Source organism: Cronobacter muytjensii ATCC 51329 (assembly GCF_001277195.1).
GTDB lineage: Bacteria > Pseudomonadota > Gammaproteobacteria > Enterobacterales > Enterobacteriaceae > Cronobacter > Cronobacter muytjensii.
This window is the reverse complement of the sequence record NZ_CP012268.1, coordinates 3124014-3141988: the sequence shown is the minus strand read 5'-3', so window position 1 is coordinate 3141988 and position 17975 is coordinate 3124014. Positions and strand designations below refer to the sequence as shown.

Annotated in this window: 18 protein-coding genes and 1 rRNA gene; 11 read left to right on the top strand and 8 right to left on the bottom strand. The window is 57.1% G+C overall.

Annotation, left to right across the window (positions count from 1 at the left end):
* The first annotated feature begins 6 nt into the window (after window positions 1-6).
* The 6 genes from accA to AFK63_RS14495 all read left to right on the top strand — a co-directional run bounded on the left by accA (window position 7) and on the right by AFK63_RS14495 (window position 7243).
* Window positions 7-966: an acetyl-CoA carboxylase carboxyl transferase subunit alpha gene (gene accA, locus AFK63_RS14520; RefSeq protein WP_038864677.1), complete on the top strand. Its 960-nt coding sequence runs from the start codon at window positions 7-9 to the stop codon at window positions 964-966.
* A gap of 162 nt (window positions 967-1128) precedes the next feature.
* On the top strand, window positions 1129-2889 hold the full coding sequence (locus AFK63_RS14515; protein WP_038864675.1) for a glycoside hydrolase family 19 protein: 1761 nt from the start codon (window positions 1129-1131) through the stop codon (window positions 2887-2889).
* Window positions 2890-2981: 92 nt separating this feature from the next.
* The gene (locus AFK63_RS14510) at window positions 2982-5120 is read left to right on the top strand and encodes a lysine decarboxylase LdcC (protein WP_038864673.1); all 2139 of its coding nucleotides are present in this window, start codon (window positions 2982-2984) and stop codon (window positions 5118-5120) included.
* Window positions 5121-5177: 57 nt separating this feature from the next.
* Window positions 5178-5567: a VOC family protein gene (locus tag AFK63_RS14505; protein WP_038864670.1), complete on the top strand. Its 390-nt coding sequence runs from the start codon at window positions 5178-5180 to the stop codon at window positions 5565-5567.
* Between the two features lie 64 nt (window positions 5568-5631).
* Window positions 5632-6936, top strand: a complete 1305-nt coding sequence (gene tilS, locus AFK63_RS14500) for a tRNA lysidine(34) synthetase TilS (RefSeq protein WP_038864668.1) — start codon at window positions 5632-5634, stop codon at window positions 6934-6936.
* The gene (locus AFK63_RS14495; RefSeq protein WP_038864666.1) at window positions 6929-7243 is read left to right on the top strand and encodes a c-type cytochrome; all 315 of its coding nucleotides are present in this window, start codon (window positions 6929-6931) and stop codon (window positions 7241-7243) included. The genes tilS and AFK63_RS14495 overlap by 8 nt, the downstream gene beginning before the upstream one ends.
* Before the next feature lie 45 nt (window positions 7244-7288).
* Here AFK63_RS14495 and rof read toward each other — a convergent pair whose 3' ends face one another.
* Window positions 7289-7549, bottom strand: coding sequence for a Rho-binding antiterminator (rof, locus tag AFK63_RS14490; RefSeq protein ID WP_032966924.1), 261 nt, complete (start codon window positions 7547-7549; stop codon window positions 7289-7291).
* A complete protein-coding gene (locus tag AFK63_RS14485) occupies window positions 7536-7736 on the bottom strand; it encodes a YaeP family protein (protein WP_038864664.1) in 201 nt (66 codons plus the stop codon). Before AFK63_RS14485 ends, rof begins: the two co-directional genes overlap by 14 nt.
* Window positions 7737-7942: 206 nt before the next feature.
* Here AFK63_RS14485 and AFK63_RS14480 point away from each other — a divergent pair, with 206 nt between their 5' ends.
* Genes AFK63_RS14480 through nlpE form a run of 3 tightly spaced genes read left to right on the top strand, consistent with a single transcriptional unit; the run spans window position 7943 to window position 9625 of the window.
* Complete coding sequence (locus tag AFK63_RS14480) at window positions 7943-8488, top strand: YaeQ family protein (RefSeq protein ID WP_038864661.1); 546 nt, start codon at window positions 7943-7945, stop codon at window positions 8486-8488.
* Window positions 8485-8907 (top strand): alternative ribosome rescue aminoacyl-tRNA hydrolase ArfB, encoded by a 423-nt coding sequence (gene arfB / locus AFK63_RS14475; RefSeq protein WP_038864659.1) that lies wholly within the window; start codon window positions 8485-8487, stop codon window positions 8905-8907. Before AFK63_RS14480 ends, arfB begins: the two co-directional genes overlap by 4 nt.
* 28 nt (window positions 8908-8935) lie before the next feature.
* Window positions 8936-9625 carry an envelope stress response activation lipoprotein NlpE gene (gene nlpE, locus AFK63_RS14470; protein ID WP_038864658.1) on the top strand — a complete coding sequence of 230 codons (690 nt, stop codon included), beginning with the start codon at window positions 8936-8938 and terminating at the stop codon, window positions 9623-9625.
* A gap of 61 nt (window positions 9626-9686) precedes the next feature.
* Here nlpE and proS read toward each other — a convergent pair whose 3' ends face one another.
* From proS to metN, 6 genes are all read right to left on the bottom strand, one after another.
* The gene (gene proS / locus AFK63_RS14465; protein WP_038864656.1) at window positions 9687-11405 is read right to left on the bottom strand and encodes a proline--tRNA ligase; all 1719 of its coding nucleotides are present in this window, start codon (window positions 11403-11405) and stop codon (window positions 9687-9689) included.
* A gap of 110 nt (window positions 11406-11515) precedes the next feature.
* The gene (gene tsaA, locus AFK63_RS14460) at window positions 11516-12223 is read right to left on the bottom strand and encodes a tRNA (N6-threonylcarbamoyladenosine(37)-N6)-methyltransferase TrmO (protein ID WP_038864654.1); all 708 of its coding nucleotides are present in this window, start codon (window positions 12221-12223) and stop codon (window positions 11516-11518) included.
* Complete coding sequence (rcsF, locus tag AFK63_RS14455; protein ID WP_038864652.1) at window positions 12220-12624, bottom strand: Rcs stress response system protein RcsF; 405 nt, start codon at window positions 12622-12624, stop codon at window positions 12220-12222. The genes tsaA and rcsF overlap by 4 nt, the downstream gene beginning before the upstream one ends.
* Before the next feature lie 112 nt (window positions 12625-12736).
* Complete coding sequence (locus AFK63_RS14450; RefSeq protein WP_038864650.1) at window positions 12737-13552, bottom strand: MetQ/NlpA family lipoprotein; 816 nt, start codon at window positions 13550-13552, stop codon at window positions 12737-12739.
* 43 nt (window positions 13553-13595) lie between these two features.
* Window positions 13596-14249, bottom strand: coding sequence for a methionine ABC transporter permease MetI (locus AFK63_RS14445; RefSeq protein WP_032966926.1), 654 nt, complete (start codon window positions 14247-14249; stop codon window positions 13596-13598).
* Window positions 14242-15273 (bottom strand): methionine ABC transporter ATP-binding protein MetN, encoded by a 1032-nt coding sequence (metN, locus tag AFK63_RS14440; RefSeq protein WP_038864648.1) that lies wholly within the window; start codon window positions 15271-15273, stop codon window positions 14242-14244. Before metN ends, AFK63_RS14445 begins: the two co-directional genes overlap by 8 nt.
* Before the next feature lie 190 nt (window positions 15274-15463).
* Between metN and gmhB the strand changes: the two genes are divergently transcribed.
* Window positions 15464-16024, top strand: a complete 561-nt coding sequence (gene gmhB / locus AFK63_RS14435) for a D-glycero-beta-D-manno-heptose 1,7-bisphosphate 7-phosphatase (RefSeq protein ID WP_038864646.1) — start codon at window positions 15464-15466, stop codon at window positions 16022-16024.
* 380 nt (window positions 16025-16404) lie between these two features.
* Window positions 16405-17947, top strand: a 16S ribosomal RNA gene (locus tag AFK63_RS14430).
* The last annotated feature ends 28 nt before the right edge of the window (window positions 17948-17975 follow it).

The following is a 17975-nucleotide window of genomic DNA, read 5'->3' as shown; positions in this document are numbered from 1 at the left end:
AATACTATGAGTCTGAATTTCCTTGATTTTGAACAGCCGATTGCAGAGCTGGAAGCGAAAATCGATTCCCTGACTGCGGTTAGCCGTCAGGATGAGAAACTGGATATTAACATCGATGAAGAGGTGCACCGCCTGCGCGAAAAGAGCGTAGAGCTGACCCGTAAAATCTTCGCCGATCTGGGAGCCTGGCAGATTGCCCAGCTGGCGCGTCATCCGCAGCGCCCTTATACCCTGGATTATGTCCGCCTGGCCTTTGAGGAGTTTGACGAGCTGGCAGGCGATCGCGCCTATGCCGACGACAAAGCGATCGTAGGCGGCATCGCGCGTCTGGACGGGCGTCCGGTGATGATCATCGGTCACCAGAAAGGGCGCGAAACCAAAGAGAAAATTCGCCGCAACTTCGGGATGCCGGCGCCGGAAGGTTACCGTAAGGCGCTGCGCCTGATGGAAATGGCCGAGCGTTTCAACATGCCGATCGTGACCTTTATCGACACGCCAGGCGCGTACCCGGGCGTCGGCGCGGAGGAGCGCGGTCAGTCTGAGGCGATTGCCCGCAACCTGCGTGAAATGTCGCGCCTGAAAGTGCCGGTTATCTGCACCGTGATTGGCGAAGGCGGCTCCGGCGGCGCGCTGGCTATCGGCGTGGGCGATAAAGTCAACATGCTGCAATACAGCACCTATTCCGTTATCTCTCCGGAAGGCTGCGCGTCGATTCTGTGGAAAAGCGCCGATAAAGCGCCGCTGGCCGCTGAAGCGATGGGTATCATCGCGCCGCGTCTGAAAGAGCTGAAGCTTATCGACAGCGTGATCCCGGAACCGCTGGGTGGCGCGCACCGCAACCCGGAAGTCATGGCGCAGTCTCTGAAAGCGCAGCTGCTGGCGGATCTCGCCGATCTCGACGTGCTGAGCACAGAAGATCTGCTCAACCGCCGCTATCAGCGTCTGATGAGCTACGGCTACGCCTGATAAACGGCGAATAAAAATCTCAATGAGGGTCGCGCAAGCGGCCCTTTTTTATGGCCTCGCACCGCTGATGAAATGTGATTTTTGCAATGAGTTAACGTGAGATGACGCCGTCATTTCCGTTTCTACACTCGCTGGGGAACCACAACCAAAGGGGACACCGGAATGGAAATAGCAAAAATCGCGGCGATTGGCGCCGCAGGGCTTATCGCAGGTTCGCCGGCTTTCGCCGCGCCATTACTCAGCAGCAGTACACCATACACGCTCAACGCCAGCGACCTCACCCAAAAAGAGCATGAGCTGACCAATTTTCCACTGATGCAGTCGGTAAAAAGCGCTATCCGCACGCTGGATAACGCGCAGGTTGAGCAAATAGCGCCAGGGCGCGCCGCCAACCCGGATAACGTTAAGCGCGTAGAGAAAATCCTGAGCGCTCAGGACTGGGACTATCTCTTCCCGCTGCGCGCGCCGGAATATACCTACAGCAATTTCCTCAAAGCGGTCGGCAAATTCCCGGCGGTGTGCGGCGCTTACAGCGACGGGCGAGACGCCGAGGCTATCTGTCGTAAATCGCTCGCCACCATGTTTGCGCATTTCGCGCAGGAAACGGGTGGCCACGAAAGCTGGCGCGAGCAGCCGGAGTGGCGCCAGGCGCTGTTTTATCTGCGTGAAATGGGCTGGAGCGAAGGACAGAAGGGCGGCTATAACGGCGAATGTAACCCCGATACCTGGCAGGGGCAGACCTGGCCCTGCGGCAAAGATAAAGACGGCGATTACATGAGCTATTTCGGGCGCGGCGCCAAGCAATTGTCGTATAACTACAACTACGGGCCGTTCTCTGACGCGATGTACGGCGATGTTCGCCCGCTGCTGGATAAGCCTGAACTGGTGGCCGACTCCTGGCTGAACCTCGCCAGCGCGCTCTTTTTCTTTGTGTATCCGCAGCCGCCTAAACCCGGCATGCTTCATGTGATTGACGGCACCTGGACGCCGAACGCGCACGATAAAGAGAGCGGTCTGGTGCCCGGTTTCGGGGTCACCATTCAGATAATCAACGGCGGTGTGGAGTGCGGCGGTGAAGCGGAAAACGCACAGTCGTTAAACCGAATCGCGTATTACAAAGAGTTCGCCAAATACCTGAAGGTGCCGGTCCCGGCGGATGAAGTGCTGGGCTGCAAGAAGATGAAGCAGTTTGACGCGGGCGGCTCAGGCGCGCTGCCGATCTACTGGGAGATGGACTGGAGCTGGAGCACTACCACCCCGGACGGCCAGGCTTATGCGTGCCAGCTGGTGGGCTACCAGACGCCATTTAGCGCGTTCAAAGAGGGCGACTACGCAAAATGCGTACAGAATCACTTTAACGTGAAAATTGTCAATGAGGCCTCCGGCGGCACCACGCCTGCGCCGCAGCCACAACCTGCGCCGACGCCTGAGCCTTCCGCCAGCAACGTCGCGCCGGTTGCCCGCATCAGCGGCCCGGTGGGCGCAGTGGATGCCGGTAGCAAAGTGTCGCTGAGCGCGGCAGGCTCCAGCGATGCCAACGGCGATGCGCTGACTTACACCTGGATGACGCAGTCCGGCCAGACGCTGAGCGGTAAAGACAAGAGCGTCGTGACCTTCAACGCGCCGGAAAGCGCCAGCGACGCGCAATACACCGTCAGCCTGAAAGTGGATGACGGCAAGTTGAGCGACACCGTCAGCTATGTGCTTAACGTAAAAGCGAAAGCCAAAACGCCAGACGCCGGCCCGGTAAGCTATCCGTCCTGGTCAGCAAGCCAGAGCTGGAAGCCGGGCGATATCGTCCTCAATCAGGGCGCGCTCTACCAGTGCAAGCCGTTCCCGGCGGGCGGCTGGTGCGGCGTGGCGCCCGCCTACTACGAGCCTGGCGCGGGCATTAGCTGGCAGGACGCCTGGGACGCGCTGTAACGCCCCGTTACGCAACACCCAACGCCAGCGAGCCGCTGGCGTTGTTCCTTCAACTATGCTTACCAGACGGTTTTTTTGCCAGGGGGTAAGCAGTGAATATCATCGCCATCATGGGGCCGCACGGCGTTTTCTATAAAGACGAGCCGATGAAGGAGTTGCAGGCGGCGCTTCAACAGCAGGGGTTTCAGCTGATTTGGCCGAAGAACAGCAACGATCTGCTGAAATTTATTGAGCATAACCCGCGTATTTGCGGCGTCATTTTTGACTGGGATGAATACAGCCTCGATTTATGCTGCGAAATCAATCAGCTTAACGAATACCTGCCGCTGTATGCTTTTATCAACACCCATTCCACGCTGGACGTCAGCGCCAATGAAATGCGTATGGCGCTCTGGTTTTTCGAATATTCGCTCGGCATCGCCGGGGATATCGCGACGCGCATCCGTCAGTACACGCAGGAATATCTCGATAACATCACGCCACCGTTTACCAAAGCGCTGTTTACCTATGTAAACGAAGGGAAATATACGTTCTGTACGCCGGGTCATATGGCCGGAACGGCGTATCAGAAAAGCCCGGTCGGCTGCCTGTTTTACGATTTTTTCGGCGGCAACACGCTCAAGGCGGACGTGTCTATCTCTGTCACCGAACTGGGCTCGCTGCTTGACCACACCGGGCCGCACCTGGAGGCGGAAGAGTATATCGCCCGCACGTTCGGCGCCGAGCAGAGCTATATGGTCACCAACGGTACGTCCACCTCCAACAAAATTATCGGGATGTATGCCGCCCATGCGGGCAGCACCGTGCTTATCGATCGTAACTGCCATAAGTCGCTGACACATTTGCTGATGATGAGCGATATCGTGCCGCTGTGGCTCAAGCCCACGCGCAACGCGCTCGGTATTTTGGGCGGCATTCCAAAGCGGGAATTTACCCGCGACGCGATAGCGCAAAAAGTGGCGCAAACGCCGGACGCCAGCTGGCCGGTGCATGCGGTTATTACCAACTCCACTTATGATGGGCTGCTGTATAACACCAACTGGATCAAACAGACGCTGGACGTTCCCTCTATCCATTTCGACTCCGCCTGGGTGCCGTATACCCACTTTCATCCGATCTATAAAGGCAAAAGCGGCATGAGCGGCGATCGCGTGCCGGGCAAAGTGTTCTTTGAAACCCAGTCGACTCACAAAATGCTGGCGGCGCTGTCGCAGGCGTCGCTAATTCATATCAAGGGCGAGTATGACGAAGAAACATTTAACGAAGCCTACATGATGCATACCACGACGTCGCCGAGCTACCCGCTGGTGGCCTCCATTGAAACTGCGGCGGCGATGCTGCGCGGCAACCCGGGCCGGCGGCTCATCAACCGCTCGGTGGAGCGCGCCCTGCATTTTCGCAAAGAGGTACAGCGCCTGCGCGAGGAGACCGACAGCTGGTTCTTCGATATCTGGCAGCCGGAAGAGATTGACGAGGCGGACTGCTGGCCGATCACGCCAGGCGACGACTGGCACGGCTTTACCCATGCCGACCACGCTCATATGTATCTCGATCCGGTGAAAGTCACGATTCTGACGCCGGGCATGGACGCGCAGGGCAATATGGAAAAAGAGGGGATCCCTGCGGCGCTGGTGGCGAAATTCCTCGACGAACGCGGCGTAGTGGTAGAGAAAACCGGGCCGTACAACTTGCTGTTCCTGTTCAGCATCGGGATCGACAAAACCCGCGCGATGGGGCTGCTGCGCGGTCTGACAGAATTTAAGCGCGCTTACGATCTCAATCTGCGGGTGAAAAACATGCTGCCCGATCTCTGGGCGGAGGATCCGGATTTCTATCGCAATATGCGCGTGCAGGAGCTGGCGCAGGGGATCCATAAGCTCATCCAGCAGCACGATCTGCCGGATCTGATGCTGCGCGCGTTCGATGTGTTGCCGGAAATGAAAATGACGCCGCATGCAATGTATCAGCAGCAGGTGAAGGGCAATGTCGAAACGGTGGAGATAGAAAAGCTGATCGGGCGCGTCTCGGCCAACATGATCCTGCCGTATCCGCCCGGCGTGCCGCTGGTCATGCCCGGCGAGATGATCACCGAGGAATCGCGCGCGGTGCTCGATTTTCTGTTGATGCTCTGCTCCATCGGCCGGCACTATCCGGGCTTTGAAACCGATATCCACGGGGCGAAGTGCGGCGAAGATGGCGTCTATAGGGTACGTGTCCTAAAAAACGAGTAACCCCTTGTTTTGCCGCACCAGGCTCAGTAACGTGCCAGACAATCATAAGGAGGGATTATGCTGGGTTTAAAACAGATTCACCATATCGCCATCATCGCGACGGATTATCATCGCAGTAAAGCGTTTTACTGCGACACGCTGGGCTTTACCCTGCAGTCGGAGGTGTATCGCGACGCGCGCGATTCCTGGAAGGGCGATCTGGCGCTTAACGGCCAGTACGTTATCGAGCTGTTCTCGTTTCCATTCCCGCCGGCGCGGCCAAGTCATCCGGAAGCCTGCGGCCTGCGCCATCTCGCGTTCAGCGTTGAGGATGTAGACCAGGCGGCGGCGTATCTGGAAAGCCGTGGCGTGACATGCGAGCCGGTGCGTGTGGATCCGCTGACCGGAAAACGTTTTACCTTCTTTGCTGACCCGGATGGCCTGCCGCTGGAGCTCTACCAGCAGTAACGCTTGCTCCCGACGCCATTGCCCGGTAAGTTGCCCGGCAATGGCTTCTCACTCTTTCGACGCAATGGATACTTCTCTGCTCTCTGCCCTGCGGGGCCGACGTCAGCTGCTGGTGGCCTACAGCGGCGGGCTTGATTCTACTGTGTTGCTCCATCAACTGGTGCGGCTGCGCGAGGCCTGCCCCGAGATGCGCCTGCGCGCCATACATGTGCATCACGGTATCAGCCCGAACGCCGACCGCTGGGCGGCGCACTGCCAGGCGCTCTGTCATCGCTGGCAGGTGCCGTTTGAACTGGCTTACGTAGAATTGGGGCAGGACGGACTCGGTCTTGAGGCGCAGGCTCGTAACGCGCGCTATCAGGCATTTGAGGCGGCATTGCTGCCGGGCGAGGCGCTGGTCACGGCGCAGCATCTTGATGACCAGTGCGAAACGCTGCTGCTGGCGCTCAAGCGTGGTAGCGGCCCGGCGGGACTGGCGGCCATGCCTGCTGAACTGTCGTTTGCGGGCAGCGTCATTCTGCGACCGCTGCTGAACACGCCGCGTGCGCAGCTGGAGGCGTGGGCAGATCGTCATCAGCTTCGGTGGATCGACGACGAAAGCAATCAGGACGATCGTTACGATCGCAATTTTTTACGTCTGCGCATTCTGCCTGCGCTGGAAGCGCGCTGGCCGCATTTCACTCAGGCGGCCGCCCGCAGCGCGCAGCTGTGCGGTGAGCAGGAACAGCTGCTGGATGAGTTGCTGGCTCCGGAACTGGCTGCGCTGATGGATGGACGGACGCTTGCCATCGCGCCGCTTGAAGGCATGAGCGAACACAAACGCGCCGCGCTGCTGCGCCGCTGGCTGGCTGCGCTCAACGCGCCGATGCCCGCCCGCGCTACGCTGCAACGGATCTGGGATGAAGTGGCGCAAAGCCGTGAAGATGCGAGCCCGCGCCTTAAAGTGGGCGATAATGAAGCGCGGCGCTATCAGGGGCGGCTATGGTGGATCAAAGCGCGTCGCGGACAGCGCCAGACCGTTATCCCGTGGCATGACGCGCGCACTCCGCTGCGGCTTCCGGAGGCGCTGGGTACGCTGACGTTTGGTAGCGAGGGCGACAGCGTGCGCGCGCCCCGACCGGGCGAAAGGCTGTCGGTGCGCTTCGGCGCGCCAGGCACGCTTTATATTGTCGGGCGCGATCGCGGACGCACGCTTAAAAAACTCTGGCAGGAACTCCAGGTGCCGCCCTGGCAGCGCGAAACCACGCCAATTCTGTTTTATGATGAGCAACCTGTTTGCGCTCCCGGCCTGTTTGTTACCCGTGAAGGCCAGGCGCAGAACGAACCAGGCTGGACTTTGGCCTGGCATAAGGAGCATGACGATGAATAAGCATGGTATTTTGCTGGCGGGCCTGCTGGGGCTTAGCCTGACGGCGCAGGCCAAAGGCGACCCGGCGGCGGGCGAAGAAAAAGCGGTCATGTGCGTCGCCTGTCATGGCGCTACGGGCAAAGCCAGCGCTCCTCTCTACCCCAACCTCGCGGGGCAGAACGAGGCGTATCTGGAGCACGCCTTGCAGGCTTATAAAAAAGGCGAGCGCAGCGGCGGCCAGGCAGAGATCATGAAGGCGTATGTCAGCGGACTGTCGGATGACGATATCGCGAATCTCGCGGCGTATTACGCCGGGCAGAAACCATAAAAAAGGGCAGCCTCAGGGCTGCCCGTTGTGCAGGTGGAGCGCGCGTCAGGATTCGCTGACGACGACCGTGCCGATTTGTGGATGGCTGAAGCTGGCGATTTTATCGAGACGCAATTCGCGTACGGCACCGGCTTCATCGGCAACTAAATATTCGACGTTTTTGCGTGAAACCAGATCCTGCGCTTTGGCCTTAATGACCTCGCCGCTTTTCAGTTCCAGCGTCAGTAAAAGATGATGCTGGCAGGCGAGCTCGAGGTTGTCATAGTCATCGCAGTTGATGGGTTGATAGGCATCATTCATTGACATAATCGCTCACCAGTAAGTTCGCGGCAGCATACGCCGCCTGTTCCCTGACCGACTCTGAAAGGGCTTCATCTGAGGCCACCTCATTCAGAACCCTTAATACGCAGCCCAGCGCGTCGGGAATGTACCCGAGCTCGCCGCTGGCTATCTGCGAATAGCGCTGTCGTATTAATTCACAATATTTATCCACATGCCCTCCTGTCAGAGCCTGACGACAGACTTCACCGCGGGATGCAAGTCTAAGCCTACGTAGTTAAACTCTGTTTAGCAAGGTGACTATACCATAGTCATCAGAGCCATAGCGCGAGCGCGCACGAGCCTGCCGCGCTCCGCTTGAATCGGCAGCCAGCCGGCGCGGATTGGGCTACAATACCCCCCAACTTTTCAGGGGGCCCTATGGCGTTAAAAGCAACCATTTATAAAGCGGCGGTCAATGTAGCCGATCTCGACCGGCAGCAGTTTCTCGACATCAACCTGACGCTGGCGCGTCATCCTTCGGAAACGCAGGAGCGGATGATGCTGCGCCTGCTGGCCTGGATGATGTACGCCGACGAGCGGTTGCAGTTCACCCGCGGCCTGTGCGCCGACGACGAGCCGGAAATCTGGCTGCGCAACGATCACCTCGGCATCGACCTCTGGATTGAACTGGGGTTGCCGGAAGAGCGGCGTCTCAAGAAGGCGGTGAGCCAGTCGCAGCAGGTGGCGCTGTTTACCTATAATGACCGCGCCGCGCAGGTATGGTGGCAGCAGAGTCAGGATAAGCTTAAGCAGTACAAAAACCTGACTATCTGGTATATCAACGATGAACAGCTCGCACAGCTGAGCGCGCTGGCGGAGCGCACCATGACGCTGCAGGCGACGCTGCAGGAAGGCGTTATCTGGCTGTCCGACACGCAGCAGAATCTGGAGCTGCATCCTACCGTCTGGCACGCCACGGCATGATTACGTTTTCACGAAACGTGGCGGTGCCCGATGACGAAGTGACGTTCAGCGCCATTCGCGCGCAGGGCGCGGGGGGGCAGCACGTGAATAAAAGCTCCACGGCTATTCATTTGCGGTTTGATATTACTGCCTCCAGCCTGCCGGAGGAGTGGAAAGCGCGCCTGCTCTCGGCGAGCCATCATCTGATTACGGCGGAAGGCGTGGTCGTTATCAAGGCGCAGGAGTATCGCAGCCAGGAGATGAATCGCGAAGCGGCGCTGGCGCGTCTGGTGATGCTGGTCAGGGAACTTACCGCCACGCAAAAGCGTCGAAAGGAGACTCGCCCTACGCGCGCATCGAAAGTGCGTCGTCTGGAGGCGAAAACCCATAAATCCGCCACGAAAGCCCTGCGGGGGAAAGTGCGCGGTATGCCGGATTAAAAGCACACCCGAACGATAAGGAAATACGGTGAAAAAAATCATTTTTTGCGCAGCGGCGGCTCTGAGCCTGTTTTCGCTGTTGGGCTGTAATAACCGGGCGGAAATGCAAACCTTAGCGCCAACCAGCGCGGCGGAGTTAAAACCGATGCAGCAGAGCTGGAAAGGCGTACTGCCCTGCGCCGACTGCGAAGGTATCGAAACGGCGCTATTTTTAGAAAAAGACGGCACCTGGGTGATGAATCAGCACTATCAGGGCGCGAAAGGGCAGGCGGAATTCGCCTCTTACGGCACCTGGGCGCGTACGGCGGATAAACTGGTTCTGACAGACAGCGAGGGCGATAAACACTATTTCCGCGCCCGGGGCGAGGCGCTGGAGATGCTTGATACTGAAGGCCACGCCATCGAATCGTCGCTCAATTATCGCCTTGAGCCCGTAAGCGATCCGCTGCCGGTGACGCCGATGACTATGACCGGGATGTATCAGCAAGACAGAAATGCCGCGACGTTTACCGACTGCGCGACCGGACGGCAGTCCGCCGTAGCGAATCACGCGGTGCTCGCACACGATGACCCGGTCGTGCGCGAAAAACCCGTGTTACTGGTGGTGGAAGCGCATTTCAGTATGACCGTGGATCCGGCGAACGGTACGGCGCAAAAGCGGCTGGTAGCCGACCGCAAAGTGGCGTTTAAGCCCGGCAAAGACTGCGACAATCCGTAACCGATGCGGATAAAAAAAGGCCCTCAACCGAGGGCCTTTTTTATGCGAAGTGCAAAGGCGCTTAGCGCTTCACGTTCGTCACCAGGTAATCCAGGATATCGCTGGTTTTGATCATCTTCTTCTCGCCGTCACGACGGTATTTGTACTCAATCTCGTCGTTGTCGAGGTTGCGGTCGCCGATAACCACCGTGTGCGGAATACCGATGAGTTCCATATCGGCGAACATGACGCCCGGACGCTCTTTACGGTCATCCATCAGCACGTCGATGCCTTTGGCGCGCAGTTCAGTGTAGAGCTTCTCGGCCAGTTCCTGCACGCGGAAGGATTTGTGCATGTTCATCGGCAAAATGGCGACCTGGAACGGCGCGATCGCGTCCGGCCAGACGATGCCGCGATCGTCGTGGTTCTGCTCAATTGCCGCTGCCACCACGCGCGTCACCCCGATGCCGTAGCAGCCCATGGTCAGGATCTGGTTGCGGCCATCTTCGCCCTGAACAGAGGCTTTCAGCGCGTCGGAGTATTTGGTGCCCAGCTGGAAAATATGACCCACTTCGATACCGCGCTTGATAAGCAGCGTTCCCTGGCCATCCGGGCTTGGATCGCCGGCAACGACGTTACGAATATCGGCGACGACAGGCGTCGCGACATCGCGGTCCCAGTTGATGCCGAAATAGTGCTTACCGTCGATGTTGGCGCCTGCCGCGAAATCGCTCATCACGGCGACGCTGCGGTCGATAATCACCGGAACCGGCATGTTTACCGGGCCGAGAGAACCGGGACCCGCGTTCACCGCGGCACGGATTTCCGCTTCGGTCGCGAACGTCAGCGGGCTTGCCACCTGCGGCAGTTTTTCCGCTTTCACGTCGTTCAGCTCGTGATCGCCGCGTACCAGCAGGGCGACCAGCGGAGAAGCGCTGCCTTCGGTCGCTTTAACCAGCAGGGTTTTCACCGTTTTCTCAATCGGCAGGTTGAACTGCTCAACCAGCTCGGCGATGGTTTTCGCGTTTGGCGTGTCGACCAGCGTCATTTCCTGCGTCGCTGCGGCGCGCGGGGTTGCCGGCGCAACGGCTTCGGCAAATTCTATGTTCGCTGCGTAGTCGGACGTGTCAGAGAAGACGATATCGTCCTCGCCGCTCTGCGCCAGCACCTGGAACTCATGGGACGCGCTACCGCCAATCGAGCCGGTATCGGCCTGCACCGGACGGAAATCGAGACCCATGCGGCTGAAGATTTTGCTGTAGGCTTCATACATCGCGTCGTACGTCTGCTGCAGCGACTCCTGAGAGGTGTGGAAAGAGTAAGCATCTTTCATCAGGAATTCGCGCGAGCGCATCACGCCAAAGCGCGGGCGCACTTCGTCGCGAAATTTAGTCTGGATCTGGAAGAAGTTGAGCGGCAGCTGTTTATAAGAGCTCAGCTCGTTGCGGATAAGATCGGTGATGACTTCTTCATGCGTCGGGCCGAGGACGAACGCGCGATCGCCGCGATCGACAAAACGCAGCAGTTCCGGGCCGTACTGCTCCCAGCGGCCGCTCTCCTGCCACAGTTCAGCAGGCTGAACCACTGGCATCGACACCTCGATAGCACCGGCGTTGTTCATCTCTTCACGCACGATGTTTTCGACTTTTTTCAGGACGCGCAGGCCGGTCGGCAGCCAGGTGTATAACCCGGAGGCCAGCTTGCGGATCATCCCGGCGCGCAGCATCAGCTGGTGGCTGATAACCTCCGCGTCGGCAGGTGTCTCCTTCAGAGTGGAGAGCAGATATTGGCTAGTACGCATGTTGTTACGGTTCCGTTTGAACGTGTGAATTCAGGCACGCTAAAGCCTGACACAAAAAAGTGGTTTAGTGTACCAGCGAGAAAGGGCGGCCAAAAGAGAGGCTCAAGAAATTAACGCGGCTCCAGCGCGTAGACCTCAAAGCCCTGCGGCGTGACGCGCCAGCGGACGTTGAAATCAAGCAGCCAGACGGCGTAGCTTTTGCCGATCTCTTCTTCTTTACGGTAGGCCGGACGCGGATCCTGAGAGAGCACCTCGCCAATGAACCGTCCCAGCATCGGGTAGCGTTTCTCAAGGCGCGTTAACTCGTGCGTTATCTCATCGGTAAAGGTGACCTGGACTGCGGCGTCCGGCGCCTGCTGGGCGTAGCCTGCGCGCGCGTCGGGCAACGCTTCGGCAAAAGGCAGATAAGGCTTGATATCGACAACCGGTGTGCCGTCCACCAGATCCAGCCCGCCGAGCGTCAGGATGACATGCTCTTTCTCGGTGCGGATACCCTGAAGCTCGACCAGCGACATGCCGACGGGATTCGGGCGAAAGGTTGAGCGGGTCGCGAAAACGCCCATGCGGGCATTGCCACCAAGACGCGGCGGGCGCACGGTGGGGCGCCAGCCGCCTTCCATCGTCTGATGAAAGACGAACAGTACCCAGATGTGGCTAAACCCTTCCAGCCCGCGCACCGCGTCGGGCTGGTTATAGGGCGCTATCAGATGCAACTCGCCGCGCGCGCTGTTAACAAGGCCTGGCTGGCGCGGGACGGCGAATTTTTCTTTATAAGGCGAGCGGATGACGCCGATTTGCTCAAATGCAAATTCGGTCATTTGGTCGGAACGCTAAGGGCGGAGCCTACGCAGACGGCCTGACGGTAGCAGCCCGGCGTGCCGCTGGTCACTTCACAGCTATGCAGCAGAACGGCGTTCGCTTTCATTTTCGAGGCGTTGATCTGCAGGCGCTTGCGTGCTGTCGGGATATTCGGCGGAGAGTCCTGGTTAGAAGCCTGGCAAGATTCGCCGCTCACTTCGCCCAGATCGCGGAAGGGCTTGCCAACCAGATCCGCCGCATTGGTATAGATTTTTACCGGCGCAGGGCGAACCGTTTTGGGGCGAACAGGTTCAGATTTTTGCGGCGACGTGGTGCTTTGAGCAGGTTCTACAGGGGATCTGCTTAGCACGGAACAGCCGCTCAGGATGAATGCTAAAAGACAGATCGGTAAAGCACGCATAATAATTCCTCGTCGGTGATAAAAACGTGGCTTATTGAATCAGGAGCTTGCAGAAATAACAAGACGGGCTTAAGCCCGTCCTGAAATTAGTAGCAATGATAGCAAAACCGGCTTACCAGCCTTTAACCGCGCCGCCGTTAAAGACTTTGTTCGCCGCCTCGCTTACTTCGTCAGACTGATAAGCCTGAACGAATTTCTTCACGTTTTCCGCGTCTTTGTTGTCTTCGCGGGTTACGATCATGTTTACGTACGGTGAGTCTTTATCTTCGACAAAGATGCCGTCTTTGGCTGGCGTCAGGTTGATCTGGCTGGCGTAAGTGGTGTTGATGACCGCCAGAGCAATCTGATCGTCATCCAGCGAGCGCGGCAGCTGCGGCGCTTCCAGCTCGACAATTTTCAGGTTTTTCGGGTTTTCAGTGATATCCAGTACGGTCGGCAGCAGGCCAATATCGTCTTTCAGCTTAATCAGGCCCACTTTCTGCAGCAGCAACAGGGAACGGCCAAGGTTGGTCGGATCGTTCGGTACAGCAATCTGCGCACCTGGTTGCAGCTCTTCCAGCGATTTGATTTTGCGGGAGTAACCGGCAATCGGGTAAACGAAGGTGTTACCGACGGAAACCAGTTTATAGCCACGGTCTTTGATCTGCTGATCCAGATACGGTTTGTGCTGGAAAGCATTCGCGTCGATATCGCCTTTACTCAGCGCTTCGTTCGGCAGCACGTAGTCGTTAAAGGTCACCAGCTCGACGTCCAGACCATATTTGTCTTTCGCCACTTTTTTGGCGACTTCAGCGACCTGTTGTTCCGCACCCACAATCACGCCCACTTTAATATGGTTCGGATCTTTTTCTTCCTGACCGCAACCTGCCAGAGCCAGCGTGCCGAGCAGGGCGCCCACTGCCGCAAAGGTTTTAAATTTGAAAGACATAACCATTCCTTAACTGAAAGTATATTGATGTTGTGTGTAAACGTTACTTATGAGTGACAGCCCGGACGATGCGATCGCCTGAGAATTGAATTAAATACACCAGTACCACCAGTAATACTAATACGGTGTTCATCACGGTCGCGTTATAGCCGATATAACCGTACTGATAGCCGATCTGCCCAAGCCCCCCTGCGCCGACCGCGCCACCCATCGCGGAATAGCCCACCAGAGTGATTAGCGTAATAGTGGCGGCGTTAACGAGGCCCGGTAACGCTTCCGGCAGCAGTACCTTACGGACGATCTGCATCGGCGTGGCGCCCATGGCGCGCGACGCTTCGATAAGACCCGATGGGATCTCCAGCAGCGCGTTTTCAACCATACGGGCGATAAACGGTGCCGCGCCGACCGTCAGCGGCACGATAGCCGCCTGCAGACCAATCGAGGTGCCGACAATCACGCGGGTAAACGGAATCATCCATACCAGTAAGATAATAAAAGGAATGGAGCGGAAGATATTCACCAGCGCGGAGAGAACGCGATAAAGTTTCGCGTTTTCGATGATCTGGCCCGGACGCGTGACGTACAGCAGCACGCCGACCGGCAGGCCAATGACGAAACCGAAAAAGCCGGAGACAAAGGTCATCGCCAGCGTCTCCCAGACGCCTCGCACCAGTAACCCCATCATTGCTTCAGACATAACCCAGCACCTCTACTTTTACATGATGTTGTTGCAGGTAAGCGATAGCCGCTTGTGTTTCTTCCTGAGTGCCGTGCATTTCGGTCAGCATGATGCCGAACTTAACGCCGCCGGCGTAATCCATCTGCGCGCTGATGATATTGTTGTTGACGTTATAACGACGCGCCGTTTCGGAAAGAAGCGGGGCGTCGACCGACTGACCGGTGAATTCGAGACGCAGCAGCGGTACGCGGCTCTCGCTGGATTGCGCATTAAGACGCTGGGCGTAATCTTCCGGTATATCGAGATGCAGCGTGGACTGAATAAACTGCTGGGCCAGCGGCGTTTTCGGATGTGAGAACACTTCACTGACGCTGTCTTGCTCAATGAGCTCGCCATTGCTGATAACCGCGACGCAGTCACAGATGCGCTTCACCACGTCCATTTCATGGGTGATAAGCAGGATTGTCAGGCCCAGACGACGGTTGATGTCTTTTAACAGTTCCAGTATAGAGCGGGTGGTGGCCGGGTCGAGCGCGCTGGTGGCTTCATCGCACAGCAGCACTTTCGGGTTGCTCGCCAGCGCGCGGGCGATCGCTACGCGCTGTTTCTGGCCGCCGGAGAGATTCGCCGGATACGCGTCCTGCTTTTCGCTCAGACCAACCAGCTCCAGCAGCTCGTTAACGCGACGTTTGATTTCATCCCGTGGCATGTTGTCCAGCTCCAGCGGGAGCGCAACGTTGCCAAAAACAGTGCGCGAAGCCAGCAGATTAAAATGCTGGAAAATCATGCCAATCTGGCGACGGGCTTTGGTTAGTTCCGATTCAGAAAGCGCGGTCAGCTCCTGGCTGTCAACCAGTACGCTGCCCTGAGTTGGGCGCTCAAGCAGGTTGACGCAGCGGATGAGCGTGCTCTTACCGGCGCCGGAAGCGCCAATCACGCCATAAATCTGCCCGGCCGGGACATGCAGGCTGACATTATTCAGCGCCTGTATGGTGCGGTTTCCCTGCTGGAACACTTTGGTGATATTGGACAGTTTGATCATCTGGTTATTTATTATCTTATAGGAGTTAGCCGTGGCATTTTGTTCTGCTTTATACGGCCGGTGACCGTAAACAGAATGGATGTTAAGGCATCCAGACGTCTAAATCAATCTGACTGTCAGCAATGAGCGCTTTCTCCGTCCAGGAATCATGCGATACTAGACAGCATTATTTAAGGCAGGAGTTTTTCAGGTGGCTAAATCTGTACCGGCAATTTTTCTCGACCGTGACGGCACGATTAATATCGATCACGGTTATGTGCACGAAATCGATCGGTTTGAATTCATTGATGGCGTTATCGAGGCGATGCGTGAGCTAAAGGAAATGGGCTTTGCACTGGTGCTGGTGACGAATCAGTCCGGCATTGCGCGGGGTAAGTTCACGGAAGCGCAGTTTGAGCAACTGACTGAATGGATGGACTGGTCACTCGCTGACCGGGGGGTCGATCTCGACGGCATCTACTATTGCCCGCATCACCCTGAAGGGGCGGTAGAAGCGTTCCGCCAGAACTGCGATTGCCGCAAGCCGCAGCCAGGCATGCTTATCTCTGCCCGGGATTTTCTGCACATCGATATGGCTGCTTCTTATATGGTGGGCGATAAATTAGAAGATATGCAGGCTGCAGCAGCGGCAGGCGTCGGCACAAAAGTATTGGTGCGTACCGGCAAACCTGTGACGCCGGAAGCAGAAGCAGCGGCGAATTGGGTATTAAATAGCCTGTCTGCACTGCCGGAGGCCATCAAAAAGCGCTAAAAACGTACGCAATGACGAAAAGGTGAGCGGTCGTGATTTTTTTTATGTTTTCCGCTTGCCATTACGTCTCGGCTCCCTATAATGCGCCTCCATCGACACGGCGCTGATGAAGAACATCACACAGCGACGGTGAGTCGGAAAGAGAAAAATCCTGAAATTAAGGGTTGACTCTGAAAGAGGAAAGCGTAATATACGCCACCTCGCGACAGCAGGCTGAAGGCCGCGTCGCGCCGCTCTTTAACAATTTATCAGACAATCTGTGTGGGCACTCGGGGCACTGATATCTTAACGTCTACGGACGATAAACGAATATCAAGTCTCAAGTGAACAACAGTTAATTCATTACGAACTAACAGTTTAATTCTTTGAGCATCAAACTTTAATTGAAGAGTTTGATCATGGCTCAGATTGAACGCTGGCGGCAGGCCTAACACATGCAAGTCGAACGGTAACAGGAAGCAGCTTGCTGCTTTGCTGACGAGTGGCGGACGGGTGAGTAATGTCTGGGAAACTGCCTGATGGAGGGGGATAACTACTGGAAACGGTAGCTAATACCGCATAACGTCGCAAGACCAAAGTGGGGGACCTTCGGGCCTCATGCCATCAGATGTGCCCAGATGGGATTAGCTAGTAGGTGGGGTAACGGCTCACCTAGGCGACGATCCCTAGCTGGTCTGAGAGGATGACCAGCCACACTGGAACTGAGACACGGTCCAGACTCCTACGGGAGGCAGCAGTGGGGAATATTGCACAATGGGCGCAAGCCTGATGCAGCCATGCCGCGTGTATGAAGAAGGCCTTCGGGTTGTAAAGTACTTTCAGCGAGGAGGAAGGGGTTAAGGTTAATAACCTTGGCCATTGACGTTACTCGCAGAAGAAGCACCGGCTAACTCCGTGCCAGCAGCCGCGGTAATACGGAGGGTGCAAGCGTTAATCGGAATTACTGGGCGTAAAGCGCACGCAGGCGGTCTGTCAAGTCGGATGTGAAATCCCCGGGCTCAACCTGGGAACTGCATCCGAAACTGGCAGGCTTGAGTCTCGTAGAGGGGGGTAGAATTCCAGGTGTAGCGGTGAAATGCGTAGAGATCTGGAGGAATACCGGTGGCGAAGGCGGCCCCCTGGACGAAGACTGACGCTCAGGTGCGAAAGCGTGGGGAGCAAACAGGATTAGATACCCTGGTAGTCCACGCCGTAAACGATGTCGACTTGGAGGTTGTGCCCTTGAGGCGTGGCTTCCGGAGCTAACGCGTTAAGTCGACCGCCTGGGGAGTACGGCCGCAAGGTTAAAACTCAAATGAATTGACGGGGGCCCGCACAAGCGGTGGAGCATGTGGTTTAATTCGATGCAACGCGAAGAACCTTACCTGGTCTTGACATCCAGAGAATCCTGCAGAGATGCGGGAGTGCCTTCGGGAACTCTGAGACAGGTGCTGCATGGCTGTCGTCAGCTCGTGTTGTGAAATGTTGGGTTAAGTCCCGCAACGAGCGCAACCCTTATCCTTTGTTGCCAGCACATCATGGTGGGAACTCAAAGGAGACTGCCGGTGATAAACCGGAGGAAGGTGGGGATGACGTCAAGTCATCATGGCCCTTACGACCAGGGCTACACACGTGCTACAATGGCGCATACAAAGAGAAGCGACCTCGCGAGAGCAAGCGGACCTCATAAAGTGCGTCGTAGTCCGGATTGGAGTCTGCAACTCGACTCCATGAAGTCGGAATCGCTAGTAATCGTGGATCAGAATGCCACGGTGAATACGTTCCCGGGCCTTGTACACACCGCCCGTCACACCATGGGAGTGGGTTGCAAAAGAAGTAGGTAGCTTAACCTTCGGGAGGGCGCTTACCACTTTGTGATTCATGACTGGGGTGAAGTCGTAACAAGGTAACCGTAGGGGAACCTGCGGTTGGATCACCTCCTTACCTGCAAGATACAACCTCGCGTGCTCAC